Genomic DNA, 25,733 nt, shown 5'->3' with positions numbered 1-25,733 from the left:
TATTTATGCTCTGGTCCTTGATCAAAATCATCATCTTTGTTGGCGTTGTTGGCGCATTGGCATGGGGCGCGGGCCTTCTGCTGGAGGCAGACGGCGGTTTGCAAATCCGTGCGCTTGGATACGAGCTTAGCCCCGGTCCACTGGAGTCAATCCTGTTGCTGATTGTTCTGGTACTGGCGGTTTGGCTGTTGCTTAAAATTATGTCACTGCTTCTGGCGGTCTGGAAATTCCTCAACGGGGACGAAACCGCGCTGTCCCGGTACTTTGATCGCAATCGCGAGCGCAAGGGGTTTGACGCGCTGTCCGAAGGGTTGATGGCACTGGCCAGTGGCGAAGGCCGCGTGGCAATGGCAAAAGCTGCAAAGGCGGACAAGTACCTGAACAAGCCGGAACTGACCAATCTGTTGACTGCTCAAGCCGCCGAAATGGCGGGGGATACGCAAAAGGCCGAAGAAACATACCTGAAGCTGGTAGAAAACGAACAGACGCGGTTTGTTGGTGTGCGCGGGATCATGAAGCAAAAGCTGGCAGCCGGTGATACCGAAACCGCGCTGCAACTGGCGCAAAAGGCATTCGCCCTGAAGCCAAAGCACGAAGAAACCGGTGATGTTCTGCTGCGCCTGCAAGCAGAGAAGGAAGACTGGTCTGGCGCGCGCAAAACCCTGAACACCAAGCTGCGCAACGGTCAGTTGCCGCGTGACGTTCACAAACGCCGCGATGCTGTGCTGGCCCTGTCAGAGGCGAAGGATATTCTTGCTGATGAAAGCTCGATCGAAAAGCGTGAGGCGGCGATTGAAGCCAACCGTCTGTCGCCCGATCTGATACCGGCGGCAGTGATGGCCGCCCGCAGCTATATTGACCAGAACAAGCCGCGCTATGCCGCGCGTGTGTTGAAAAAGGCATGGGAAGCGCGCCCGCATCCCGATCTGGCAGCCGCCTTTGCCGCAATTGCCCCCAATGAATCTCCCGCCGAGCGGATCAAACGGTTTGCGGCGCTGACCAAAATCAAAACAGATCACCCCGAAACCAGAATGCTACTCGCCGAATTGCATATCGCTAACGAGGATTTTCCAGCCGCGCGCCGTGCGCTGGGTGATCTGGTTGAAACCGATCCCGATGCTCGCTCTGTCACATTGATGGCGGTGATTGAACGGGGTGAAGGTGCGTCTGACACGGTTGTCAAAGGCTGGCTGGCCCGTGCCATCGCGGTTCCTCGCGGCCCCCAGTGGATTTGCGAAAACTGCCAGCACATCCACAACGAGTGGAAGCCGATCTGTGAAAATTGTTCCAGCTTTGACACCCTTGAATGGAAACGCCCACCGCAGTCTGATGTGGCTATGCCGACCGGTGTACAGATGCTGCCGCTGATTGTTGGCGCGCTGGAAGATAATTCAGGTGCGACTGGTGTACCGCAGGTAGGGGACGATGTAAGCATCGAAGATGCCGAGATTATCGAGGCTGAAACCAATACCGAACCTGACGGTGAAAAGGGCGCTAAGTAGCCTCGGTGGGCTGATTGATTGCGCCTTCAGGGGGGCGCAAAATGTCTGATACATTTCGCATCCGTGTAGAAAATGTGTCGTGCGGTGCTTGCGCCGCCCGCGCGCAAAAGACGCTTTTTGACGCTGACGGCATCGAAGATGCTGCCGTCAGCCTTGCAGATGAAAGTGCGCATTTCACGGCAAAATCTGTAAAAGCACTTAAAGCGGCCTTTGAGGCCCGTGAGCGCGCTGGTTATCCGGGTAAACCGAAGGAAGGCGAAGACGCTGACACGCGCCGCGAAGCCAAGGAATACGACATTCTTTAGTTGCGCCGTGCAACGCTGTTTGCCGCACTTCTGGCTATTTCGGTCTTCGTGCTGGAAATGGGCAGCCTTGTTTTCCCCGTAGTTCACCGCGCGATACACGCAACGATCGGCATTGAAATTTCGTGGCAAATTCAGTTCGTGTTGACGACACTTCTGTCTATTGGCCCAGGCGCGAGGTTCTTCCGGCGGGGTGTTCGGGCGCTGTCGCGCGGTGCGCCTGATACGAACAGCCTTGTTGCGCCGGGCACAGGGGCTGCGTTTTCCTATTCAATTTTTGTGCTGCTCGCGCCGGAACTGCTGCCTGAACAATCGCGCGGTTTATTTTGAGTCGGCCTGCGCCATTATTGTGTCAATTCTGCTGGGCCGCTGGTTGGATGCACGCGCCAAAACCCGCACAGGCGCTGCGATCGAACGGCTGATCGGTATCGCCCCGATCCGGTACGGCTTGAAATCGATGGTGACCGGGTTGAACGCTCGTTGTCGGAACTGGTTACTGGCCGCACATTTATGGTGGGCGCGGCTGAACGGAGCGCTGAAGACGGAGAAGTAATTAACGGCGAAAGTGATGTCGATCAAAGCCTGTTCACCGGAGAGCCGAAGCCGGTATCCAAAGCGGCGGGTGATATGGTGACAGGCGGCACGGTAAATGCCGAAGGCACCCTGATCTGTCGTGTTACAGCCACCGGTTATGACAGCAAGCTTGCGCAGATTATCCGGTTGGTTGAAACAGTTCAGGGTGCCCGTCTTCCCCATTCAAGGTTTCGTCGATAGAATTACCCTGCGTTTTGTACCGGCCGTCTTAGTGACGGCACTGGTAACGATGATCGTCTGGGGTTTTTTCCGGGTCTGACCCAAAACTGTCGTTTATGTTGGTCGTCGGCGTGTCGGTCCTGATCATTACCTGCCCTTGTGCGATGGGTTTGGCAACGCCAACGTGTATAATGATCGGTACAGAGGCCAAAGTTGTTGAGCGCATGCAATTTGATCGCGGCTACCTCAGCCCTTACTTCGACACGGAACCTGCAAAAATGACGGCAAACCTCGAAGACTGTGTCATCCTGCTTCACGAGAAAAAGTTAACATCGCTGGCGCCAATGGTGCCTTTGCTTGAAGCCGTCATGCAGGCGGACAAGCAGCTCTTGGTCACGATATGGCTGGCTGATATGGTCGACTTTGACGAGATGAATGCCGTTTGGGACGCTTGGGTGCCAACGGGCCACGCGCCTGCTTGCGCTTGCGGTAAAGCAAAGGTGGTAGGCTCTGATCTTTTGGTAGAAATTATCGTGACGGCAGCGGTTGCTGCGTAACACTGCTTGGCAGAGAAATACAGCCGGCTCATCACGCTTTGGTTGTTTTCGGAAAGGTGAACAATAGCGAAAAAATAGCTACTTATCGGATATGATCATTCATCCGACCGCCTGCAAAGACCGCTTTGTCTATCAGCTTAAATCGTCCTGCGTCGCTAAAATTAGGGAAAGGCTCCAGAATATTTCGGACGCTGCCCCCTTGGAGAGACACAAAAAGCCTTGAAACCACACTAGATCCCCGACTTTGGTTCATCGCGAAACTAAGGGCAGGGTCGCCCCAAAATTACATGCGCTGTGCAATGAGGTGAGCGGCCGCTTTCAAACCGGAGGCAGAGAAGCTCCCACGACTGTCTGGATTCTGCCGTATCACGCGTCATGGACGACAGGTTCGTTGAAGGGATGCCCAAACAACTCACGTCTGTACCCCAAAATTCGAGCGGAGAGCTTCAGTGATCTCACAACAAAAAAATGTGAACGAACATATTCAACGAACATAAAATTTTTGATTGGTTATCAAATCGCTGCCAGTCAAGCCGACGTAGCCCTCAGACATGCGTAAGAAACTATAGTATTCCAGATCAGTAATTTCTGGATCAATTACCCAACGGCGCCGGATAGAGCACCGGCGATTCAACCACCCATGCGTTTGGTCAAGTACAATTCAAGTTGCACGAGTGCGTCATAGATCAACACGGCGAAAAGCCCGACGATCAAACCGCCCTGCAATACGTACGCGGTGTTGTTGGTTAAGAGGCCGGCGATGATAACCTCTCCCAGAGTTCGGGCCGCGACAGTAGAGCCTATCGTCGCCGTGCCCAAGGCGATGACAATGGAGAGTCGGATGCCCGTCAGCGTCACCGGCAATGCGAGTGGCAGTTCGACCCGCAAAAGGCGTTGCCAGCGGCTAAGGCCAATACCGCGTGCGGCTTCCATTGTGGCGCGGGGAAGGCTGGTCAGCGCGGTGACTGCGTTCTCGAATATCGGCAACAAGCCATACAGAAAAAGTGCCATCAACGTCGGTCCGGCACCGAAACCCAAAGCAGGGACAGCAAGCGCCAGCACAGCGACCGGCGGGAAAGTCTGGCCCATATTGGTGATCGTGCGCGACAAAGGTCGAAATGCAGCACCAGCCGGACGCGTCACGAGAATGGCGAGCGCCACAGCGACAATCGTCGCAGCAGCAGAGGCAAGTGTCACAATCCCGAGGTGGCTCAGTGACAAAGACAACATCGATGTCCGCTGATAGATCACCGGACCGCCGTCTGGCGCAAAGGGAGCAAATATCGGAACAAACCATTCGGGTCGTAGCACCAACGCCAGCAGAATCGCGATCATCACAGGGCGAAGGATCAGGCCGATTTTCATACGTGTGCCTCGGCGCGTGCGCGAATGGCTTTAAGTGTCACACGCCCTACGACTGAGCCTCCTCTGGTTGCGGGCACGGCATCGCGCCCGCTCCACAGACAGGCTGAGAGGGCGTCACGCAAGCTTGCGGTTTCTGACAGTGCTTCGCCCTCTGCGTCACCCGGCTCGATGATTTCGGACACTGAGATCAATGACAAAAGCCGTAGGGGCCTCTCGACGTCCCCTACCATGTTAGCCACGAAGTCTGTCGCGGGTCGGGAAATGATTTCGGCCGGGGGGGCATATTGTACCAGCTTTCCGCCGTCCATCACGGCCACGTGGTCCCCCAAGCTGATGGCTTCTTCCATGTCATGGGTTACCAACATGATCGTCGAACCCAGCTTACGCTGGATGTGCCGCAGGTCTTCTTGCGCGCGGGTCCGGATGATCGGGTCCAGTGCGCCGAAAGGTTCGTCCATCAGCAATAGATCAGGTCGCGATGCCAGCGCGCGCGCCACGCCGACACGTTGTTGTTGCCCGCCGGACAGTTCGGCTGGAAAGCGGTCGCGGAATACTGCGGGATCCATTGAAAACAGCGCGAGCAATTCATCGACGCGTGCATTGATCTTGTCGCGGGACCATTTCAGTAATTCGGGAACCGCGCCGATATTGCGAGCTACTGTATGGTGCGGGAACAGTCCGTGACCTTGAATGGCGTAGCCGATGCGCCGTCGTAGAAGATGCGGTTTTACCGAAGAGGTGGATGTACCGTTGATCCGCACCTCGCCAGAGGTCGGTTCCTCAAGACGGTTTATCATGCGCAATAATGTGGTTTTGCCAGACCCCGAGGTGCCAACAATTACAGTTATTGATCCAGTTTCTACCGTCATGGACACCGCATCGACCGCGTTTACTGTACCGTAGGTCTTGGTGATTTGGTCTATCTCGATCATGCTGTCTCCTCGGTGTGATGACGGGTGAGTTCGACCAGAATGTCCATGACAATCGCCGCCGTTAGGGCCAGCACAACAGTCGGCAATGCCCCCAGCAGGATCAGATCCGTCGCGGTTTGGTTTAGCCCCTGAAATACGAAAGTTCCAAAGCCGCCACCGCCAATCAGTCCGGCAATGACCGCAAGGCCGATGTTTTGCACAAGTACGATGCGCAAACCGGTTAGGATGATCGGCAGACCAAGCGGCAACTCAACGCGCAACAGACGCTGGCGGCGCGTCATTCCCATGCCGCGTGCGGCCTCCAGCGCGGCGGGGGGCGTGGAGGCGAGGCCAGCGACCGTGTTCCCAACGACAGGAAGCAGGGAATAGAGTACTAGAGCAAGAAATGCTGGGGCAAACCCGATGCCCGCGATGCCGATTTCTTGCGCGCCCGGAACGATATTTCCAACCAATCCAAGTATCGGGATCATCAACCCGAACATGGCAAGCGATGGAATGGTCTGTAAAAAGCTGAGTACTGGTAGGGTTACCCCCTTAAGCGCTGCGCGGTGGTGGCACAGAATACCAAGCGGAAACCCGATTAATGCTGCTGCCGCGAGTGATCCGAAAGCCAGTCCCAGATGGCGCTGAAACTCGGTGAAGAAAGCAACACGACGGCTGGCAAACTCCTGAAGAACCGATAGGTCGGACAGAAGGCCCGAGCTAAGGACGAGGGCCAATGCAAAAAGAATTGCGACCAATAACACACCGCGCAGCAATGGCCCCGGTTTCAGGGCGGCCAATGCGTCTGCCATAAGCAGCATAAAGATGACGAACAGGCACCAAAAGCCTGCCGCTGGTGAGACGCGTGCGTACTCTCCGGCTTGTGACAGAAGGATGGGCGCACTCTGGGAAAGTAACCAGAGGAGCCCCGCAAGACCAAGAACGGCCCCCAGAAACCTCAGGCGAGCCCACCCCGCGGCAAGACCCATCGCCAATCCGATGATTACTGCCGCCACGCCGGGGACGGTGATTGCATGCCCCGAAATGCGCCACGCAACAATGCCATCACCCGCCACAATGCGATTGGCCGCAAGCGTCATAAACGGGGCCAGCAATGAGGCCAGCCCCAGAATGGCAAAGAGCAATCCGGGCGGTGAAAGGTGGGTGCGAATACCCTTCATGCTCCAGGCCCTACGCGATCAATCCAGAACACCCGTTTCAGTCAGGTAATGGCGTGCCACGTCTTCAGCAGGCTCTCCGCCGACTTGGATTCGACCGTTCAGCCGTTGTAGAGTTTGCATATCAAGACCGGCAAAGATCGGGTTCAGGATTTCTGGTATGGAAGGATACTCGGTTAAAACGTCGGCCCGTACGATTGGAGCTGGCTCATAAACGGGCTGCACGCCTTTGTCGTCCTCCATCACCACAAGGCCCGTCGCGCCGACCCCCCCGTCGGTGCCGTATACCATGGCTGCGTTGACGCCCGATGTACCGCGTGCGGCGGCTTGGATCGTTGCGGCTGTATCGCCACCGGACAGAATTACGGTTTGATCGGACGTCAGGCTGAACTCGTAAGTATCTTGCATTGCAGGCAGGACCGCGGGAGAAGAAACGAACTCTGTCGAGGCCGCGAGTTTGACGTCGCCGCCAGCCGCAACCCAAGCGCCAAAGTCAGACATCGTCACTAAGTTATTCTCAGCAGCAATTTCACCAGTCACCGCGATGGCCCATGTGTTATTCGCGGGCGCGGGATCAAGCCATGTGACATTGTTCTGCTCACGATCCAACTCCGCCGCGCGCGCGTGCGCTGCGGCAGGATCTTTCCAGACGTCGCTGTCTGCTTCGTTAAAGAAAAACGCCGCGTTGCCGGTATATTCAGGGTAAATATCAATCTGGTCGGACAGCAGTGCTTCGCGCACAATCTGCGTGCCGCCAAGCTGCAAGCGACGTTCGACCGGTAAGTCTGCGTTTTCCAAAGCCAAGGCGATAATATTGCCCAGCAAACCGCCCTCGGTGTCGATTTTGGAAGAAACAGTAACGTCGGCGGTCACAGAGGTCGCCAGGAGGGCGGAAAGGCTTACCGCTGAAATGATTTGGCTGGGTTTCATAATTAGGGCTCCATTATGCCAGTGTTGTTCTTGCTGTAAATTTAGGTGTGGCTTTAAGTAGCTCAACAAACATTGAAGCCAAGTCCTGTCTCATTTCGCGCTTCCCGGTGATTAAAATTAGCCAAGAGCATTTATGTGTTAATCTCTGATTGTGGACCCATCGGCGCGGGAGTCAGGCAATGCGATCATCTTCCGAAATGGACTTTCAGAGTCTCGCAACGAAGGGCCGTTTCAGAATTGAAACTGACCAAATGTATTATAAAGTTCAAACAGCGCGCGAATAATTCCGCGCCTCGCAAATCGCATTAGGCGAGCCGGTCTTGGCTTTTGTACTTTCTTTTCAAGCCAGCCGAGCCGGCTGGCGGCGCAAATTGTAACCCAGCCGATAAGCCTCCAGTGCGATCAACGGTACAAAATGCACCATCGCAGGCCCAACTCCACCCCAATCATGCAGCGCTGCCCAATGCAGAAGCGTCAGCACTGCGGCACCGTAAACGAAGCGCTGAAGAGTTTTCCATCGAGGTCCCAGTTTGCGCACCCAGCCGTCTGTCGATGTGACGGCCAAGGGCACGAAGATCAGGAAGGCAAGCCAGCCGGTCCAGATATAGTACTTTGAAATTTCGTCTGCCGTGAAGGCGACCGCGCCTTCGTCAACAAGGTACAAAGCTGTGTGTGCTAAGGCATAGGCAAATGCCGCAACGCCAAGGTACCGCCGCCGCTTCATCAACCAGCGCGGCCCACGCCAACCTTTGAACAGCATCACCAACGGCGTGATCATCATCGCGATGATCATGAACCTTGCCGCAAATTCACCGGTCGGGTGCAGAAGTTCATGGACTGCTTCGGGATCGCCGGAGGCCAGGCCGATCACCATTGGAATGGCAGGCAACGTCAGGATGCCCCAAAAGGTATAGCGTGAATTGAAAAACGATTTTAATAAGGACATTGAAGTTACTTTCGTTTCCGTTTTACAAAACAGTGCAGTCAGTTTGCTGCGCCTAAGAGCAAGTATCGCGATATCGGGGTCACCGAAGAACGCTCATTCAGCCCGTGAGTGATCTGAAATAATCGGCCCAGCTTTCGTGAGCTCTGCCAGCAACAGCTTCAAAATCGCTGGGCGCATCGTAAATGCCAAGACGAATACCCTCATATATGCCGCCGATGATCGGGCCTATGAAATCGCCCAACTCGGCGGTGCGATCCGCAACGTATTCTTCTGGCGTCATTTCGCGATAGGTCAGCGACGTGCCGAACGCACCGTTCAAGAAATCAGTAAGCTCGGTTTGACTGATGGGAGTGCCCCACAGGTTAAATGTCTGGCCGTTGAAGTTATCATTGGTCAAAAGGCACGCGTAGGCATGGGCCAACTCAGAACGGGTTGTGTAGCCGCATTTGCCCGCACCGGCGCTGTTGGCGATCTCGCCTTTGGCTTTGTAACTATCGATATATTCCACGTCCGGCTCGATATAGATGCCGTTGCGTCCGATGGCATAGGCAAGCCCGCTGGCGCGCACATCGGCCTCGGTTTGGCGGTTGCTTTGCACAACGGGAGAAAAGGCAGTGCCTTCTTCGACGCCTTGGATACTGGTGTAAACGATCTTCCTTACACCTGCTGTTTTGGCAGCGTCAATGACATTGCGGTGCTGCTGAATACGGGCATCCGGGGCGTCCATGCCGGACACCAGCAACAATGTATCGACGTCTTTAAGCGATGTGCGCAACTGCTCCGGCTGCCCATAATCGCCGGGACGGATTTCGATACCAAGACCTTTTGCGTTCGCCGGGGTGCGGGCAAGGCCGATGATGGTCTCACTGGTTGGCATCTTAATCAGATTACGGGCAATCGCGCCGCCAAGTTGGCCCGATACGGCAGTTACTGCGATTGTCATTGGCGTGTTCCTCTACTGCAGTAGGCGGGCGCAGGATACGCCCGCCTGATTGAATTTCTAATCGTGGTAGGCTTGGCTGGTCGCAAGGCTGTCTTCAAACCAGTTCCACAGAACCACCTGACCATCACGCACTTTGGCACGCAGGGCGAAGGTGAATTCACCGATTTCTTTACCGCTATGGGTCGTGATCCCATTCATGCGACCAAACACGGCAACCGGATCTCCAGAGGCGAACGCATCTGTGTTCTCCCATTTCGTGGTCTGGAAGTTAGCCGAAAAGACGCGAAGGAAATCAAAGAGAGCTTCTTTGCCGACCGTCTGACCGATCCACGGTAGCAACGTGTCGCCTTCGTTCTGCGGGGCCAGATCATCAGCCATTAGATTGTCCATGGCTTCCATATCTCCGCTGCCCATGCACCCATAAAGGCCATGACGGTGGCAAAGCTGGCTTGTGTTACTTCGTCCATGTCCTGTTTTCCAACATTTGTGCCGAGGATCGGCGCAAGCAACGCGTCGAGGGATGTCATGATGTTTTACGGTTTTTGATAAGAGGTGTGTGAGTAACGGGTTAGGCAGAAACGACGGGCTGCCAGTCTATTTTTGGATTTTCGCGGAAGGCGAACCGTTCAAGATAGCTGCCGATAACACGGCACGCTGTTGTTAGGTCGCTTTGGGTTTCAGCTGTGACTGTCAGGTCAAGAACACCTTGGGTGGCATTCAAATTGCACTGGCCAAACGGGAAATCGATCAGGCCAGCCTCAGGATCAAACTGCACTTCAATCTTGTGCGCGAAGTGTTTGCAGAGTTGCTGCAAATACACGCTGGCCCGTTCGGTTGTAAATTTTGCGTTGCTTCTAAACATTGCTGTCTCCGGTGTGCTGAAGCCAGAAATAGACAGAACGCGCCTTTATGATTATCCCATATGTTAAGAAATCATTTTTACAGGAATTAGAAAGATGATCGAAGATTACCGCAGCCTCGCTGTCTTTGTCGCGATTGCCGATACGGGAAGCTTGAGTGCGGCGGGTCGTCGGCTAAAGCTTTCAACATCCGTCATCAGCCATCATCTATCACGACTGGAACAACGTCAGGGCGTGGCGCTGTTTTTTCGCTCGACGCGATCCATGTCTTTGACCCCGGAAGGCCAAATTGCCCTTGATCCTGCCCGCCGTATGGTCGCCGCGGGGGAAGAGGCCCTTGATGCGATCCACGCGGGAAACGAAGAACCCGTCGGATCACTCCATGTGGCGATGCCGGCTTTCGGCGAGCAAAGCAAACTTCACCAAGCGCTTTGGGGCTTTGCTCAGATGCACCCGATGGTTGCGATATCACTGCAGTGCAGTGACATGCCAACTGATCTGGTAAGAGACGGGTTTGATCTGGCGATCCGGCTGGGCACATTGCGGAACAGTAGCCTGAAAAGCCGTCGTATTGCGGATTTTGAGCGCTTGCTGGTCGCTTCACCGGGCTATCTGGCACAGCGCGAGCCGATTGTGACGCCGATAGATCTCGAGGCGCACGACTTCATCGCTGTAACACAAATCCCATCTGTGATGATGATTTTGGAGCGCAAAGAACAATCGGTAAGTATCGCCCCGACCAACATGCGCATCGAGGTGAATACCGTAAATGCCGCCAAGGCGGCCGTGCTGGCCGGTCTTGGTATCTGGCACCTGCCGCAAAGCGTAATCGAACAGGAGGTAACCCAAAGTCGCTTGGTGCGCGTCCTGCCAGATTGGAACCTTCCTACATTGGGAATCTACGCTGTTTGGCCAGACATCGGACCGCAAAAAGCGCTCACCCGACGCCTGATTGATCACTTCATTGCGCATCGTTCAGATTTGATGTTGTGAAGCAGTCACGTCAAACTCGTCGCTGACGCCGGCTGGATGCCGAAGTGGGCCAAGAGCCCTTGCACTGCCTCGTCAAACCGAGAACAAATCCGTTCAGTATATTGCAAACCCAGCATTGGCGCGGCCGTAACAAATGACCGGAATATTCGCAGAACGGAGTTTGATGCCGATGAAAACGTATGACCGCTCATTATGAGCATCAGGTTCAATTCATACGATTTTATCTCAATTTCCTGGTGTCAAACTAATAGCATCAGCATAGGGGCCGGCCCGACTGAAACAGCGACCAACCAGCTTCAAGGTTTCCGTGCGCGCAGATGTTAGCTGGTAAGTCGGGTTTTTGAGCTGTTTTTGGGCAGCCCCTCGTACCTCCAAATCTCTTGGCTGCCAGAAAAATCATCAATTTGACACCTCCCTGCGTAACGCACCAATGTGGGGTAAATAAGGTCAATTAGAACCCGTGCGTTGGGAAGATGAGCTCATGATGTCGCATGCAACTGCTAACGGTGTTATTTCTGGCAGAGTTAACTTCACTGGCTCGGAGCCACCCCGAAGTGGGTCAATCGCTGTTCGTTTCTGCACGATGCTTTCGTTCGCTTGAGTTTCTCGGAGCGCATGTCCAGCGCAAACCCGTCAGAGTGAGCGAGACACAGGAGATCGAAATCCTCGATTTCAGGATCCGCACTGATCCCGCCAGCCTTCAGGAGTTGAGATAGTCAGCGCGGGTCGAGTTTTGGGGCGCCTGGAAAAACGTTAGGCCCGAGGCCCTCAAGAGCAGCTCTCTGGGGACGCAAGATACTAGTGGCGTGCTCTCAAGAACGGTAAACCGAAAAAGACATCCAGCTTTGCTTTTGATAGACCAGTCCGAGATATCCTATTTGAGATGAGGCTGGATTCGGGGTGACCATGTTTGCACCCGATCGCCCTCGATCCATGAAATACACACCTCAATCGGCCGACTGTTGTTGGAAAGACTTGATGCCTGGAAACCTAGGACCGGAAACTTATGGCTACGTTTCTCGATGATGATGAAACTGTATCCTTCTTGATCCACCCGCTGCGCAGCATTTGCCCTGAACGAAAGGATTGCATTCAGGTGATATCATTCTAGATCGCCTCGATCCTGGATTTCCAGAAATAGCTTCATCCAAGCGTGGCTGGATCCCAATGATGCAGGGTTGCGTGCTTGGCTCAGGCGACCATTCTCCATGTTCATGCGGTTCGAGGTAAGCCGGTTGAGCATAGCCTTGTGAACAAGCCTCCCAACGACGGGTCTTGAAGCCATCCCAACCGTAACCGATACGAAAACTCCACCTACCTTGGATGTGGTTGAGCAGCACATCGGAGCCACTTTCGATGGCAGTGTCTCCGGCCTAAGGGATCAAGCGCTTGGCCAGTACTGCGACCGGCATAAGATGCCCACGCGATGCTGCGCTTTTGTAAAACGCACTGACCGTATTGGTGCCATGCTGGGAAAGCATTTGGACAAGTTTGTGTAGGCTCAAGGACGTTTGTATCACGTAACAAGTATCGACGATTGCTCCTCGCAGGCTGCCAACAGCCACCGGAGAAATAGCCGATAGCTTCTTGGAAGACGCTGAGCACTTGTCCCGTAAGGCCGCTTCCGGTTCATTCTTGGTCCTAGAAAGGGGAGAGTCAGAAGCATCAGAATTCGCTCAAAATTGCTTGGACCGAATTTCGCCAGAAAAATATTTCGTCGCCCCGAGAGGGATGCCGAGAACTTCACTCAAATTACTAAAAACTAATGTGGCAGACATTGATTGCCTTAATGAATTTTAAAGGCGTAGGGATCGGTTGTTCCATCCGCGACGCGCAAACTTATGCGCGCCACGCAAACTTATCCGCTTCCCTACAAATATTCAGAAATCCAGATTTTCGACGTTAAGTGCGTTTTGCTGAATAAATTCGCGGCGCGGTTCTACCACATCGCCCATCAGCTTGGTAAACAGATCGTCGGCTTCTGCCATATCCTCTACCCGAACCTGCAACAGCGTGCGTGCATCGGGGTCCAGCGTGGTTTCCCATAGCTGGCTCGGGTTCATTTCTCCCAAACCTTTGTACCGCTGAAGCGACAGGCCTTTTTCACCCTCGGCCAGAATTGCCGTCAACAAGTCCATCGGGCCGTGAATCAACTGTGTGCGATCCTTGCGGATCAGGGTCGCAGGCAAGTTATACACGTCTTGCAGATGTTCGGTGAAGGTGCCGGATTTACGGGCCTCTCCACCGCGCAACATCTTGCCATCCAATGTGCGCACTTCCTCAACTCCGCGCAGAATACGGGCCAGACGGATACCGTGATCTTGTGTAATGCGGCCCTGCCAACCCTTTTCATATTCAAGCGCGATCAGGTTCAGGCGCGCGGCTACCTTGTCGGCAACGCCTTGCAGATCTTTGTCCACCGCACCGGGAACAAACGCACCGGCAATCGCTGCCTGTTCAAGGATATGGCGCGGATAATGGGTTGGGAACGCCTCCAGAACGCGACGCAGCTGGCGCGCATGGTCAATGACACGTGCCAAGTCCTGACCGGTGATTTCCTCGCCGTTGCCCTGGCGCAGCATCGCACCTTCGCTGCCTTGCTGGACGAGGTATTCATCCATCGCAGCCTGATCTTTCAGATACACTTCGGATTTACCGCGTGACACTTTGTAAAGCGGCGGTTGGGCAATGTAGAGGTGCCCGTTTTCGATCAGTTCCGGCATCTGGCGATAGAAGAAGGTCAGTAGCAGCGTACGGATGTGCGCACCGTCCACGTCCGCGTCCGTCATAATGACGATCTTATGATACCGCAATTTGTCGATGTTGAATTCATCGCGTCCGATGCCTGTACCCAAGGCCATGACAAGGTTGCCGATCTCTTGCGAGCCGAGCATCCGGTCAAAGCGCGCGCGTTCTACGTTGAGAATCTTACCTTTAAGCGGCAGGATCGCCTGTGTCTGGCGGTCACGCCCCGTCTGCGCCGACCCACCGGCCGAGTCACCCTCCACAAGGAAGACTTCGGTTTTTGACGGGTCTTTTTCAGAGCAGTCTTTCAGCTTACCGGCGAGGAAGTTTACATCCATTGCCGTCTTGCGCCGCGTCAGATCACGTGCCTTGCGCGCCGCCTCACGGGCGTGAGCGGCCTCGATGATCTTGCCTACGACGATTTTAGCGATCTGCGGGTTTTCTTCAAACCATTCGGCGAGCTTTTCGTTTACCAGACCTTCAACAGCAGGCCGCACTTCGGAGGACACCAGCTTGTCTTTGGTTTGCGATGAAAACTTGGGGTCCGGTACTTTGACGGACAGTACACATGTCAGACCTTCGCGGGCATCATCCCCTGTAAAGGTTACTTTTTCCTTTTTGGCGATGCCGCTGGACTGTGCATAGTTGTTGATCGTCCGCGTTAGCGCGCCGCGAAAACCCGCCAGATGCGTACCGCCATCGCGCTGCGGGATGTTGTTGGTGAACGGCAGCACGTTTTCATGGTAGCTGTCGTTCCACCACATCGCGACTTCGACGCCGATGTCGTCTTTTTCACCGGTAATGAAGATCGGTTCCGGCAGAATAGAGGATTTGTTCCGGTCGAGGTATTTAACAAACTCTTTCACACCGCCGTCATAGTACAGTACGGTTTCCAGCGGTTCGGTGGGGCGCTCGTCGCGCAGAATGATTTTCACGCCCGAGTTCAAGAACGCCAGTTCGCGCAAGCGCTTTTCCAGCGTCTCGAAGGAGTACTCCAGGTTTGAAAAGGTTTCGAGCGATGCGAGAAAGCGCACTTCGGTGCCGGTACGATCTGTTGCGCCGAGTTTCTCAAGGTGCTTGGTGGTATACCCCCCCTCAAACCGCGCGACGTGTTCAAAGCCGTCACGCCAGACGCGCAGTTCAAGCCAGTCGCTGAGCGCATTTACAACAGATACACCAACGCCGTGCAGACCGCCGGAAACCTTGTAAGAGTTGCTGTCAAACTTACCGCCAGCGTGCAGCTGGGTCATGATCACTTCGGCGGCGGAAACACCTTCTTCCTCGTGGATACCCACCGGAACACCGCGCCCGTTGTCGGACACGGAAACAGAGCTGTCACTGTGGATCGTAACTGCAACATGATCCGCGTGACCTGCCAGCGCTTCGTCAATACCGTTATCCACGACCTCATACACCATGTGGTGCAGACCCGAGCCGTCATCGGTATCTCCGATGTACATGCCCGGACGCTTTCGAACAGCCTCCAAGCCTTTGAGAACCTTGATGGAATCTGCGCCGTATACTTCTGGGGTCTGCTCTGTCTCGGACATTGATGTGATCCTGTTATTCAATCCCCTAAATATACCGTTTTCACAGGCCAATGTCACGCAATTGGCACAAGATTTTGTGCGCTATAAATCCCCGTGTGAAACAACAGAGACACCGTCTGTTTCTGTTACCAGCAACGCCTGTGCGCGTATCCCCATCGCGGTAAAAAGCCCGTCTTCGGTCCCTGTCATCCACGCTTGTGCGCCCAGTGCTGCGATCTCGTCATAAAGGGCAGCGCGGCGCTCTGCATCAAGGTGGGCGGCGACTTCGTCGAGCAGCAACAGCGGGGGCGCGCCGAAATCTGCGGCCAGTGCCCGCGCATTGGCAAGGATCAGCGACACCAACAATGCCTTCTGCTCACCGGTAGAACAATCCCGCGCGGCCACGCCTTTAGTTGCATATTCACCGTAAAGATCAGCACGGTGTGGACCAACCAATGTACGTCCGGCAGACAGGTCGCGCATCCGGCCATCACTCAAAGCAGCCCGCATGGTTTCCACATCGTCCGGCATGTCACATTCAAGGGTTAATGTAGCTGCGGGAAAAGTGGTTTCGGCAGCGTTCTGTGCTTCTGTCAGCGCGCGCAAGGCGTATAGGCGGTTGTGATGGATTGCGACACCTGTTTCGGCCATCCGCGCTTCTAACGCGGCATACCACGATGGCTCGCGCACCATATCCTTTAACAGGCGGTTGCGTTCGCGCATGGCCTTTTCATAGGCAAGCGAGATTTCGGCATGATCCGGCAAAAAGCTGAGCGTCAGGCGGTCCAGAAACCGTCGCCGCCCTTCAGCGCCTTCAATCCAAAGCCTGTCCATCGAGGGGATCAGCCACAGAACACGCGCCACACGGCCCAAGGCAGTTTGCGGTGCAGGCTTGCCATCAATTCGCACCTGCCGGGCCGCCCCTTTTTCGGAAACCACTTCAATTTCGCTTACGCCGAGTGGTCCGTGCAGCAATGCGGTGATCTTCCAGCCCAACGCTTCCGGACGGCGCGTCATGTCCTCTGCGCTGGCGCGGCGCAACCCGCGTCCAGGAGAGAGGAGCGAGACAGCCTCGAGAATGTTGGTCTTACCAGCGCCGTTGTTGCCGTGAATCGCAACCGGGCGGGCATCGACCTCTATTACCGCCCGCTTGTGCGAGCGAAAATGTGAAAGCGTCAGGTTAGACAGGTATAGTCCGGCCATTATAGACGCTCGACATGGTTAATTGCTGGTTTGCTTATCACACACGCATTGGCATGACGACATAAACGGCAGAAGTATCGTTGCCCTCACGCATGAGCGTCGGATCACCGGAGGAGTTAAACAGGAACACCGCATTTTCGCGATCTACCTGCGACGCGATTTCTAGCAAGTATTTGGCGTTGAACCCGATTTCGAGCTTTTCGTCGCTGTAGGCTACGGCCAGTTCTTCTTCGGCAGCACCACTGTCGGGTGCGTTCACAGACAGGATCAGACGGTCTTCGTCCAGTTGCAACTTCACGGCGCGCGAACGCTCGGAACTTACGGTTGCTACGCGATCGACGGCCTTTGCAAAATCGGCGGCGTCTACTTCCAGCTTGCGTGTGTTGCCCTGCGGAATCACGCGGGTGTAATCGGGGAACGTCCCGTCGATTACTTTTGAGGTCAGCGTGATCAGCGGCGTGGCAAAGCGTACTTTGGTTTCCGATACAGACACGGCGATGATCATATCATCATCTTCCAGCAGTTTGCGCAGCTCACCCACAGTTTTGCGCGGTACAATTACGCCGGGCATGTCGGCGGCACCGTCGGGCATATCTGCATCGATACGGGCCAGACGGTGACCATCTGTTGCCACGCAGCGCAGTTTCTTGCCACCGTCACCTTCTGCGATATGCATGTAAACGCCGTTAAGGTAATACCGTGTTTCTTCGGTCGAGATTGCGAATTTCGATTTATCGAACAGACGCCGCAGCACAGCAGCATTGGCCGAGAAGTTCGAGGCATACTCGGACGAGGCCATCACCGGAAAATCTTCCTTGGGCAATGTCGCAAGCGAAAAATTCGAGCGGCCCGCTTCTACTGTGAGGCGGCCTGCGGCGGTGTCAGCGGTAAGTGAGACAAGCGCGCCGTCAGGCAGCTTACGAACGATTTCGTGTAGGGTGGTCGCGGCAACGGTTGTTGCGCCTGCGCGCTCTACCTGTGCGGGGGCTTTATCAACTACCTCGATGTCCAGATCGGTCGCGCGAAACGATACGTCGCTGCCTTCGGCCTCGATCAGAACGTTTGCAAGGATCGGAATGGTGTTGCGCCGTTCGACCACAGATTGTGCCTGGGAAACGGCCTTGAGCAACGCGGCGCGTTCGATGCTGAATTTCATATGCCTATCTCCACTGCACAGGGTCGGGAAGAATTAAATTACCCGCTTGCGGCGCAACCGCAAGAGTTAACGGACCAGACACGCAAAAGGCGACCTTTTCAAGGGCCGCCCTGTGACATCACTGCACCTTTGTTATTCGCTAGGCTTCAAGCGCGCGGCGCAAAAGCTCTAGATCCTCGGCGATCTGTCCGTCGGATACTTTCAGTTCTTCTATCCGCTTGACCCCGTGCATCACCGTTGTGTGGTCGCGGCCCCCGAAGCGACGCCCGATTTCGGGCAGCGAGCGGCTGGTCATGTGCTTGCACAGATACATTGCCACCTGACGCGGACGGGCATAGCTGCGCAGACGTTTCGGGCCGATCATATCCGACAGACGGATATTGTAATGATCCGAAACCTTGCGCTGGATCTCCTCAACGGAGATTTTACGTTCGGACGCACGCAAGACATCAGCCAGACAGTCCTGTGTCAGTTCCATATCGATCTTGCGCCCTACCAGTGAGGCAAAGGCAAACAAGCGGGTCAGCGCACCCTCAAGCACACGCACATTGGTGGAAATACGGTGCGCCAGAAATTCGAGAATTCCGTCATCCATCGCCAGTTCGGGATAGGAAGCGCGGTGAACGTCGACCTTGGTTTGCAAAATACCAAGGCGCAGTTCGTAATCTGTGGGGTGCAGATCGACCACAAGCCCGCATTGCAGACGGGATTTCACGCGATCCTCAAGATCTTTGATATCCTGCGGGGCGCGGTCGGCAGAAATGATGATCTGCTTGTTCTGGTCGACCAATGCGTTGAACGTATGGAAAAACTCTTCTTGGGTGCTGTCCTTGCCTGCAATAAATTGCACGTCATCGACCATCAGCACGTCAACAGTGCGGAAGATTTCCTTGAAATCCATCATTTTGCGATCACGCAATGCCTGAACAAAGCGGTACATGAATTGCTCTGCGGACAAGTACAGCACATTCAATTCCGGTTTGCGCGATGATAGTTCCTGCGCGATGGCGTGCATCAGGTGGGTTTTTCCCAAACCGACGCCGCCATACAAAAACAGCGGGTTGAATGTCACCGGACCACCCTCTGCCACGCGGCGCGCGGCGGCATGGGCCAGCTCGTTGGGTTTGCCGACAACGAAGGTGTCAAACGAAAACCGTTTTTCCAGCGGTGCAGTATAGGATGTTGCGGCGTTTGGCGCTTTGGGCGCAGCTGTGCGTGGCGGTGTTATCGCATCTGTTTTGCGTGTCGCAGGCTTGGCGGTTTTTCCGGCGACTTCGAATTTCAGACGCGACAGGGTGACATCCATCGCTTTCATCTCGTGAAGGATAAGATCGGCAAAGTTTTGGCTGACGTAGTTGCCAAAAAACGTGGTCGGCACCTGAACCGTTGCAATGCCATCCTGCATTTGCCCCAACGCAAGCGGGTCGATCCAGGTTGTATAGTTGTTCTGCCCCACCGTTTTGAGAAGACGCTGCTTAACACTGCCCCATTCGTCACGAGTCATCTTTACCTACCGCCATCATTTACGTCGCCGATGCGACACTCACCCAAACAATCCATTGGACATACACAAGCCGCCCGGTCCCTCGGGAAACCGGCTTTGTCCATTAGACTTTTACCTTGATGTGAACACCTATGGATGCGTCCTTGCACCAGCACAGAGTGTACGACACCGTTCTGATTTTGTGACAGGCAAATGTGCTGGCAGCAGCATCTGCAACTCTACTCAGTGCCCGAAATGGGCATCAAGAGAGACCTTCAAAACCGTACCCCACCTCTAGCAAAAATGGTGCCGCTCTTTCGGGTCTGTCCCCCCGCGATGTGAATCGCTCACTCTTCGTAGCAAGGGGGGATAGGGCGGTTCAACTCATCTTATATGTTGACTCTGTCTTTACCGCTAAAGAATCTCGCAGGCCCCGAAAACAGGCCTGAAAACAACACAGGCGCCACCAAAGGTGACGCCTGTATAAAAATCGCTTTTGGCCGATTCTCAGCCGAGTGCTTTGACCCGCGCGGACAGGCGGGACATTTTGCGTGCCGCTGTATTCTTGTGATAAACGCCTTTGGACACGCCGCGCATCAGCTCTGGCTGTGCCGCGCGAAGTGCGGCAACCGCATCCTCTTTTACGCCTGATTCAATCGCTTCTTCCAGCTTGCGCAGGAAGGTGCGGATACGTGAGCGGCGTGCTTTGTTGATTTCAAAACGCTTCTGGTTCTGACGCGCGCGTTTTTTCGCCTGTGCTGTATTGGCCATCGGATCATCCTATCAAAATATTCGTGTCAAAGCGTGCAATCGCTCCCGCTGGGGAGGACACCGATAGGTGATTCTAGCCTGAGCGGGCTGCACGCGCATGTATGAGGGGGGCTATAGCGGGATTTAGGCGGGAATGTAAAGGATGTCCTTCTGCATTGCGGCAAATCTCCCGGTTGTGCTTTTGTTGACAAAAAATCGGCAAATCGCAATGGTCAGGCACCTGCGCAAGCGGCGTCGATAAAAACGTACTGGAGTAAACTATTTCACGCGCTGAACGACTTTTGAATCTGGTAGAAGAGTTTCGCTGCCATCGCCGACCGGTTTCGGGGCAGGATCTTGCCAAAGCGTTGAGCATATCTATCCGCACCCTTTATCGCGACATCGAATCCCTGCGCGCCCTTGGTGCGGGGATCGACGGTGAACCGGGTGTGGGGTTCATGATGCGGTCAGGCTTTTTACTGCCGCCGATTATGTTCACGGTCGAGGAAGTGGACGCGCTGGTTCTGGGATCGCTATGGGTGGCAGACAAGGCGGACAAACCAATGGCAGAGGCCGCGCGCAAGGCGATGGCGCGGCTGACCGCAGTAATGCCAACAGAGCTGACCGATCGTGTTGAGGCGAAATATCTTTCTGTAACGCCCAGCAGCCATAGCCAACGAGAAACGATAGACATGTCGGCAATCAGACGCGCCATTCATGCAGAACGAAAAGTGCTGATCGGATACAATGATGCTGCCGGAAACAGTTCGGAACGTGTGATCTGGCCCTTCTTTCTCAGCTATCTGGACGGTGCGCGATTGATTTCCGCGTGGTGTGAGCTGCGCGAGGAAATTCGTCACTTCCGGACGGATCGCATGTCGAACCTCACAGAGTTGCCTGCACGCTATCCAAAACGCCGCCACGATTTAATCAAGGATTGGCGCGAACTGGAATCAAGTGAAGGCCCACATAAATGACTACTGCCATTTTCTGACACACGTGGCTGTTAGGGTGTCCCTGTAACAAGATGAACGAAGGACACCAGACGATGAGCAACGATCAAATCAACGCGACAATCAATGCAAACAACGCAGCAGTGGCTGCTGGCGATATGGACGCCATCCTTGCGACGTTTGAAGAGAACGCCGTCTTGGTCGGGCAGCCGGGTTCGATTGCCAAAGGTACGCAGGCTTTGCGCGAAGCTTTTCATGGCTTTGTGGCCATTAATCCGCAGATCAATGTAACAGCGCATGATATCATTCAGGCCGACGACATCGCACTGCATTCCTCTACATGGAAAATGACAGGCCAGACGCCTGATGGCTCACCCGTCGAGCAAAGCGGTTTTTCGGTTGTGGTTCTTAGAAAGCAGGCTGACGGCCGCTGGTTGATGGTGATCGACAACCCCTTTGGCGACCATCTTGTCAAGCAGGGTTGAGAATAGCAAACACTTGCGCAGTCGCTGATAGAGCGGTGTTGTTTGAAAGTAAAAAAAAGGCGGACCTTCGTTCAAGGCCCGCCTATCTGCTTCTATGCTTTTAACTGGTGCAATATTAGCGGTCGCGAAACTGCGCTTCGCGTTTCTCCAGAAAGGCGCCCATGCCTTCGGATTGATCTTCTGTCGCAAACAGAGCGTGGAACATGCGGCGTTCAAAGAGCAGACCTTCGCGCAGTGGTACTTCATAGGCGCGGTTGACGGCTTCTTTCACAACCATTGCCGAAATCATGGATTTTTCGGCAATCTTTTGCGCTGCGCTCAGTGCTTCTTCGATCAGCTTTTTTACTGGAACCACCCGTGAGGCAAGGCCAGAACGCTCTGCTTCGTCTGCATCCATGAAGCGGCCCGTCAGGTTCATATCCATTGCTTTGGACTTACCAATGATTCGCGTCAGACGCTGCGTGCCGCCGATGCCGGCGACAACACCAAGATTGATCTCGGGCTGCCCGAATTTAGCGGATTCCGAACAGATGATGAAATCACACATCATTGCCAGTTCGCAGCCACCGCCCAGTGCATAACCGGAGACGGCAGCAATGATAGGCTTGCGTACCCGCATGATCTGGTCGGTTTCGGCGGTGAACAAATCACCGGCAAAAGCATCAACGAATGTTTTGTCCTTCATCATCGAAATATCGGCACCGGCGGCAAAAGCCTTTTCCGATCCCGTGATCACGATGCAGCGCACCTTCTCGTTTTCCTGACATGCCGAAAGGCAATCAGCCAGTTCGCTCATCAGTTGATCATTCAGCGCGTTCAACGCATCAGGACGGTTCAGCGTCACCAAGGCCACGTGATTATCGACATCCAGTATGATCGTTTCATAAGCCATGTGTGCGGCCCTTTATTGTTGAATTGACGTTAGTGCATATCATGGCGGCAAGTTGGTTCAAGCTATCTTTGACATACCGGACAATAGAAAGTTGATCTGCCCGACTGGACAATGCGTGTGATGTTGCCACCACATCCCCCCCGCCGACAGGGCGCGCCCTCCCTGCCGTATACGTCAAAGGAATGCTGGAAATATCCAAGTTCCCCATCGGCTTGGCGGAAATCACGCAGGGATGATCCGCCCGCATCTATCGCATCGGACAGCACCTGCCGTATGATCGGAACCAACGCACTGACACGTGCTGTGGCAATTCGCCCCGCCTTGCGTTTGGGGCTGATTCCCGCCCGAAAAAGTGCCTCGCAGACATAGATATTGCCCAAGCCCGCGACAATACGTTGGTCAAGCAGCGCGGATTTTACGGGGGTGTTGCGGCCTTTGAAGGCATTCACCAGAATCGCTTCGTGAAAATCGTTACTCAGGGGTTCCGGCCCCAGCACAGCCAGCAACTTGTGATCAGCTGCCGTGGCAGTCTGCATTAAATCCATTGCGCCAAACCTGCGCGGATCATTGAATGTTATCCGCGCGCCGTTTTCCATGTGAAACACCACATGGTCATGTTTCTGCGCTGCCGGATGGTCATGCGCAAATACGCCCAGCGGATCACCTGATACCAGCATGCGCCCCGACATTCCCAAATGGATTAACAACGTCTCGCCCGAGCCCAGATCGGCAAGAATATACTTTGACCGCCGCCGCAAGCGTTCAACCCTCTGGCCTGTCAGCCGCGCCGCCATATCGGGCGGAAACGGCCATCGCAGTCCTTCGCGGTTCACATCCGCCTGCGTGATCACACCGCCCTCCATCACAGGGGCAAGCCCGCGGCGGACAGTTTCGACTTCGGGTAGTTCGGGCATGTCGGCTCCTGCGGCAATTGGCGGTTTGTATCTGCCGTTGTGAGGCTATATCCCACCTCTGACAAGATTAGGACACAGCGCATGACCGACAAGACCACCCATTTCGGGGCCCAGACAATTCGCGAAGACGAAAAGGCGGGTATGGTCCGCAGCCTTTTCTCGGATGTGGCCAATAAATATGACGTAATGAATGACGTGATGAGCATGGGCATCCACCGAATCTGGAAAGAAGCGATGATGGACTGGCTTGCGCCGCGCGCGGGTCAAAAGCTGCTCGATGTGGCGGGGGGAACCGGCGATGTATCGTTCAAATTCCTAAAGCGCGCGGGGTCCGGCCATGCAACTGTCTGTGATCTTACCGAAGGCATGCTGATCGAAGGGCGCAAGCGCGCCGAGGCCGAAGCGATGCAAGACAGTCTTGACTGGGTCGTTGGCGATGCAATGGCGCTGCCGTTCGAGGACAGCACATTCGATGTCTACACTATTTCCTTCGGCATTCGTAACGTCACCCGCCCCCAAGAGGCGCTGAACGAAGCCTATCGCGTGCTGAAACCCGGCGGTCGCCTGATGGTGCTAGAGTTCAGCCAGTTGCCAAATCCGATGATGCAGAAAGCTTATGATCTCTACAGCTTTAACGTGATCCCGCGGATGGGGCAGATGATCGCCAATGATCGCGACAGCTATCAGTACCTTGTCGAATCCATCCGCAACTTCCCCGACCAGGATACATTCCTTGGCATGGTGCGTGCCGCAGGATTCGAAAACGCAAAATACCGCAATCTAAGTATGGGCATCGCGGCCCTACACTCCGGTTGGAAAATCTAGAATGCGCGGTCCGCACAATATCTGGCGCCTGATCCGCACCGGCGCCACGCTGGAACGTACCGGTGCCATGAATTTCGTTCTCGACGCGTTCGAGGCGCCCAAGGCCGTGCGTTTCGTCGCGCGCGCGCTTGCGATCCCGTTCAAGCCGCTGGGGTACAAAGGGGACCCAACGCTTCAGCCTGCAACCCGCGCCCTCACAGCCCTTGGCCCTGCCTACATCAAATTCGGTCAAATCCTGTCGACTCGCCCCGATGTCGTCGGCGATGAAATGGCCCAGCAACTGCGCGTCTTGCAAGACCAGTTGCCGCCGTTTGATATCGAAACCGCAAAGGCCGAAGTCGAAAAAGAACTGGGCCAGCCGGTAGATGTAATTTTCTCGGAATTCAGCGAACCTGTCGCGGCGGCGTCCATCGCACAGGTCCACAAGGCGCGGTTGCATAGTACAGGCGAGGATGTTGCCGTAAAAGTCTTGCGGCCGGGCATTGAAAAAGCATTCAAAAAAGATGTGGATGCATTCTATCTGGCCGCCCGCATGGTCGAGCTTTTTTCGCCCGGCTCGCGCCGCCTGCGCCCGATGGATGTGATCGAACACTTCGATGGTGTCGTGCAGGGAGAGTTGGATCTCAGGCTCGAATCCTCTGCTGCTTCCGAATACGCCGCAAACACCAAAGACGATTCAGGGTTCGAACTGCCCGAGATCAAATGGGATTACTCGGCCCGCCGCGTCATGACCCTCGGTTGGGCAAGAGGTGTGCCCATGGGCGACAACGCCGCGATTGACGCCGCAGGGCACGACCGTGTTGAATTGTCCGAGCGTATCCTGGCCCTATTCCTGCAACACGCTCTGCGGGATGGATATTTTCACGGCGACATGCATCAGGGAAACCTGAAGGTTGCGGCAAACGGCAACATTATCGCGCTCGATTTCGGGATCATGGGCCATATCGATGAATACACCCGACGCGTCTACGCCGAGATTCTCTATGGCTTTATTCGCAAGGATTACAAACGCGTGGCCGAAGTCCACTTCGAGGCCGGATATGTCCCCGCTGACAAAGACGTGGACGAATTTGCCCGCGCTCTGCGTGCGGTGGGAGAGCCGATTTTCGGCATGGATTCGACCCGCATATCGATGGCGCGCCTGCTGTCGTATTTGTTTGAAGTGACGGAACGCTTCGGCATGGAAACCCGTACAGAACTGATTTTGTTACAACGCACCATGGTTGTCGTCGAAGGTGTGGCGCGCTCGCTAAACCCGCAAATGAACATCTGGCATGTCGCCGCGCCAATTGTCACCGACTACATCACAAAATCCATTGGCCCCAAAGCAGTCATCTCGGACCTGACAAAAACCGCGCGGGTTCTGTCGCGCTTTGGTCCACGTCTGCCCGCCTTGGTCGAGGCCGCTCTGATCCGGCAGGCCGCTACACCCGCGCCCGCCCAGCGTCCGTTCAAACGGTATCTTGCGCTCGCCGCACTTGTAGGCGCGGCCGGCGCCACAGGGATCATCTTTTTAATCGAGGCGGTTACCTGATAACTACTTTTTTTGGCTGAA

Annotated in this window: 26 protein-coding genes; 10 read left to right on the top strand and 16 right to left on the bottom strand. The window is 55.0% G+C overall.

Annotated features, from left to right (window positions below):
• Nucleotides 1-5: 5 nt before the first annotated feature.
• The 5 genes from OS189_RS05820 to OS189_RS05800 all read left to right on the top strand — a co-directional run bounded on the left by OS189_RS05820 (nucleotide 6) and on the right by OS189_RS05800 (nucleotide 3,114).
• A complete protein-coding gene (locus OS189_RS05820; protein ID WP_267166348.1) occupies nucleotides 6-1,502 on the top strand; it encodes a heme biosynthesis protein HemY in 1,497 nt (498 codons plus the stop codon).
• Nucleotides 1,503-1,543: 41 nt separating this feature from the next.
• The gene (locus OS189_RS05815; protein ID WP_267166347.1) at nucleotides 1,544-1,807 is read left to right on the top strand and encodes a cation transporter; all 264 of its coding nucleotides are present in this window, start codon (nucleotides 1,544-1,546) and stop codon (nucleotides 1,805-1,807) included.
• Entirely contained in the window at nucleotides 1,808-2,134 is a 327-nt protein-coding gene (locus OS189_RS05810) for a hypothetical protein (protein ID WP_267166346.1), read from the top strand.
• A gap of 6 nt (nucleotides 2,135-2,140) precedes the next feature.
• Nucleotides 2,141-2,578: a P-type ATPase actuator domain-containing protein gene (locus OS189_RS05805; RefSeq protein WP_323380223.1), complete on the top strand. Its 438-nt coding sequence runs from the start codon at nucleotides 2,141-2,143 to the stop codon at nucleotides 2,576-2,578.
• 203 nt (nucleotides 2,579-2,781) lie between these two features.
• Entirely contained in the window at nucleotides 2,782-3,114 is a 333-nt protein-coding gene (locus OS189_RS05800; protein ID WP_267166345.1) for a Rid family hydrolase, read from the top strand.
• 630 nt (nucleotides 3,115-3,744) lie between these two features.
• Here the strand turns inward: OS189_RS05800 and OS189_RS05795 are convergent.
• From OS189_RS05795 to OS189_RS05755, 9 genes are all read right to left on the bottom strand, one after another.
• Nucleotides 3,745-4,479: an ABC transporter permease gene (locus OS189_RS05795; protein WP_267166344.1), complete on the bottom strand. Its 735-nt coding sequence runs from the start codon at nucleotides 4,477-4,479 to the stop codon at nucleotides 3,745-3,747.
• The gene (locus OS189_RS05790) at nucleotides 4,476-5,411 is read right to left on the bottom strand and encodes an ABC transporter ATP-binding protein (protein ID WP_267166343.1); all 936 of its coding nucleotides are present in this window, start codon (nucleotides 5,409-5,411) and stop codon (nucleotides 4,476-4,478) included. Before OS189_RS05790 ends, OS189_RS05795 begins: the two co-directional genes overlap by 4 nt.
• Nucleotides 5,408-6,574, bottom strand: a complete 1,167-nt coding sequence (locus OS189_RS05785; RefSeq protein WP_267166342.1) for an ABC transporter permease — start codon at nucleotides 6,572-6,574, stop codon at nucleotides 5,408-5,410. Before OS189_RS05785 ends, OS189_RS05790 begins: the two co-directional genes overlap by 4 nt.
• An 18-nt stretch (nucleotides 6,575-6,592) precedes the next feature.
• Nucleotides 6,593-7,501 carry a glycine betaine ABC transporter substrate-binding protein OsmF gene (gene osmF / locus OS189_RS05780; RefSeq protein ID WP_267166341.1) on the bottom strand — a complete coding sequence of 303 codons (909 nt, stop codon included), beginning with the start codon at nucleotides 7,499-7,501 and terminating at the stop codon, nucleotides 6,593-6,595.
• 340 nt (nucleotides 7,502-7,841) lie between these two features.
• A complete protein-coding gene (locus OS189_RS05775) occupies nucleotides 7,842-8,447 on the bottom strand; it encodes a protein-methionine-sulfoxide reductase heme-binding subunit MsrQ (protein WP_267166340.1) in 606 nt (201 codons plus the stop codon).
• 97 nt (nucleotides 8,448-8,544) lie between these two features.
• Nucleotides 8,545-9,390: an NAD(P)H-binding protein gene (locus tag OS189_RS05770; RefSeq protein ID WP_267166339.1), complete on the bottom strand. Its 846-nt coding sequence runs from the start codon at nucleotides 9,388-9,390 to the stop codon at nucleotides 8,545-8,547.
• A gap of 57 nt (nucleotides 9,391-9,447) precedes the next feature.
• A complete protein-coding gene (locus tag OS189_RS05765) occupies nucleotides 9,448-9,768 on the bottom strand; it encodes a nuclear transport factor 2 family protein (protein WP_267166338.1) in 321 nt (106 codons plus the stop codon).
• Complete coding sequence (locus tag OS189_RS05760) at nucleotides 9,768-9,917, bottom strand: hypothetical protein (protein WP_267166337.1); 150 nt, start codon at nucleotides 9,915-9,917, stop codon at nucleotides 9,768-9,770. The genes OS189_RS05765 and OS189_RS05760 overlap by 1 nt, the downstream gene beginning before the upstream one ends.
• A gap of 41 nt (nucleotides 9,918-9,958) precedes the next feature.
• Nucleotides 9,959-10,252, bottom strand: coding sequence for a DUF2218 domain-containing protein (locus tag OS189_RS05755; protein ID WP_267166336.1), 294 nt, complete (start codon nucleotides 10,250-10,252; stop codon nucleotides 9,959-9,961).
• A 94-nt stretch (nucleotides 10,253-10,346) separates the two neighbouring features.
• On the opposite strand from OS189_RS05755, the gene OS189_RS05750 reads away from it, so the two are divergent.
• Nucleotides 10,347-11,243, top strand: a complete 897-nt coding sequence (locus OS189_RS05750) for a LysR family transcriptional regulator (RefSeq protein ID WP_267166335.1) — start codon at nucleotides 10,347-10,349, stop codon at nucleotides 11,241-11,243.
• Nucleotides 11,244-13,123: 1,880 nt separating this feature from the next.
• On the opposite strand, the gene gyrB is transcribed toward OS189_RS05750, so the two are convergent.
• The 5 genes from gyrB to rpsT all read right to left on the bottom strand — a co-directional run bounded on the left by gyrB (nucleotide 13,124) and on the right by rpsT (nucleotide 20,130).
• Complete coding sequence (gyrB, locus tag OS189_RS05745) at nucleotides 13,124-15,538, bottom strand: DNA topoisomerase (ATP-hydrolyzing) subunit B (protein WP_267166334.1); 2,415 nt, start codon at nucleotides 15,536-15,538, stop codon at nucleotides 13,124-13,126.
• Between the two features lie 81 nt (nucleotides 15,539-15,619).
• Nucleotides 15,620-16,720 carry a DNA replication/repair protein RecF gene (recF, locus tag OS189_RS05740; RefSeq protein ID WP_267166333.1) on the bottom strand — a complete coding sequence of 367 codons (1,101 nt, stop codon included), beginning with the start codon at nucleotides 16,718-16,720 and terminating at the stop codon, nucleotides 15,620-15,622.
• A gap of 37 nt (nucleotides 16,721-16,757) precedes the next feature.
• Entirely contained in the window at nucleotides 16,758-17,876 is a 1,119-nt protein-coding gene (dnaN, locus tag OS189_RS05735) for a DNA polymerase III subunit beta (protein ID WP_267166332.1), read from the bottom strand.
• Between the two features lie 139 nt (nucleotides 17,877-18,015).
• Nucleotides 18,016-19,380, bottom strand: a complete 1,365-nt coding sequence (gene dnaA, locus OS189_RS05730) for a chromosomal replication initiator protein DnaA (RefSeq protein WP_267166331.1) — start codon at nucleotides 19,378-19,380, stop codon at nucleotides 18,016-18,018.
• Between the two features lie 486 nt (nucleotides 19,381-19,866).
• Entirely contained in the window at nucleotides 19,867-20,130 is a 264-nt protein-coding gene (gene rpsT, locus OS189_RS05725) for a 30S ribosomal protein S20 (RefSeq protein ID WP_267166330.1), read from the bottom strand.
• A 281-nt stretch (nucleotides 20,131-20,411) separates the two neighbouring features.
• Here rpsT and OS189_RS05720 point away from each other — a divergent pair, with 281 nt between their 5' ends.
• Both OS189_RS05720 and OS189_RS05715 read left to right on the top strand, forming a co-directional pair.
• Nucleotides 20,412-21,086, top strand: a complete 675-nt coding sequence (locus OS189_RS05720) for a helix-turn-helix transcriptional regulator (RefSeq protein ID WP_267166329.1) — start codon at nucleotides 20,412-20,414, stop codon at nucleotides 21,084-21,086.
• 71 nt (nucleotides 21,087-21,157) lie between these two features.
• Entirely contained in the window at nucleotides 21,158-21,547 is a 390-nt protein-coding gene (locus OS189_RS05715; protein ID WP_267166328.1) for a YybH family protein, read from the top strand.
• 115 nt (nucleotides 21,548-21,662) lie between these two features.
• Here the strand turns inward: OS189_RS05715 and OS189_RS05710 are convergent, their stop codons facing one another.
• A complete protein-coding gene (locus OS189_RS05710) occupies nucleotides 21,663-22,439 on the bottom strand; it encodes an enoyl-CoA hydratase (protein ID WP_267166327.1) in 777 nt (258 codons plus the stop codon).
• A gap of 62 nt (nucleotides 22,440-22,501) precedes the next feature.
• Entirely contained in the window at nucleotides 22,502-23,353 is an 852-nt protein-coding gene (gene mutM, locus OS189_RS05705; protein WP_267166326.1) for a bifunctional DNA-formamidopyrimidine glycosylase/DNA-(apurinic or apyrimidinic site) lyase, read from the bottom strand.
• An 81-nt stretch (nucleotides 23,354-23,434) separates the two neighbouring features.
• Between mutM and ubiE the strand changes: the two genes are divergently transcribed.
• Both ubiE and ubiB read left to right on the top strand, forming a co-directional pair.
• Nucleotides 23,435-24,178: a bifunctional demethylmenaquinone methyltransferase/2-methoxy-6-polyprenyl-1,4-benzoquinol methylase UbiE gene (ubiE, locus tag OS189_RS05700; RefSeq protein WP_267166325.1), complete on the top strand. Its 744-nt coding sequence runs from the start codon at nucleotides 23,435-23,437 to the stop codon at nucleotides 24,176-24,178.
• Nucleotide 24,179: 1 nt separating this feature from the next.
• A complete protein-coding gene (ubiB, locus tag OS189_RS05695; RefSeq protein ID WP_267166324.1) occupies nucleotides 24,180-25,712 on the top strand; it encodes a 2-polyprenylphenol 6-hydroxylase in 1,533 nt (510 codons plus the stop codon).
• The last annotated feature ends 21 nt before the right edge of the window (nucleotides 25,713-25,733 follow it).

Origin of the sequence: Sulfitobacter sp. F26169L, from assembly GCF_026410285.1 — a bacterium.
Classification (GTDB): Bacteria; Pseudomonadota; Alphaproteobacteria; order Rhodobacterales; family Rhodobacteraceae; genus Sulfitobacter.
Note: the sequence above shows the minus strand (reverse complement) of the source record. Positions and strands in the feature narration are given on the sequence as shown.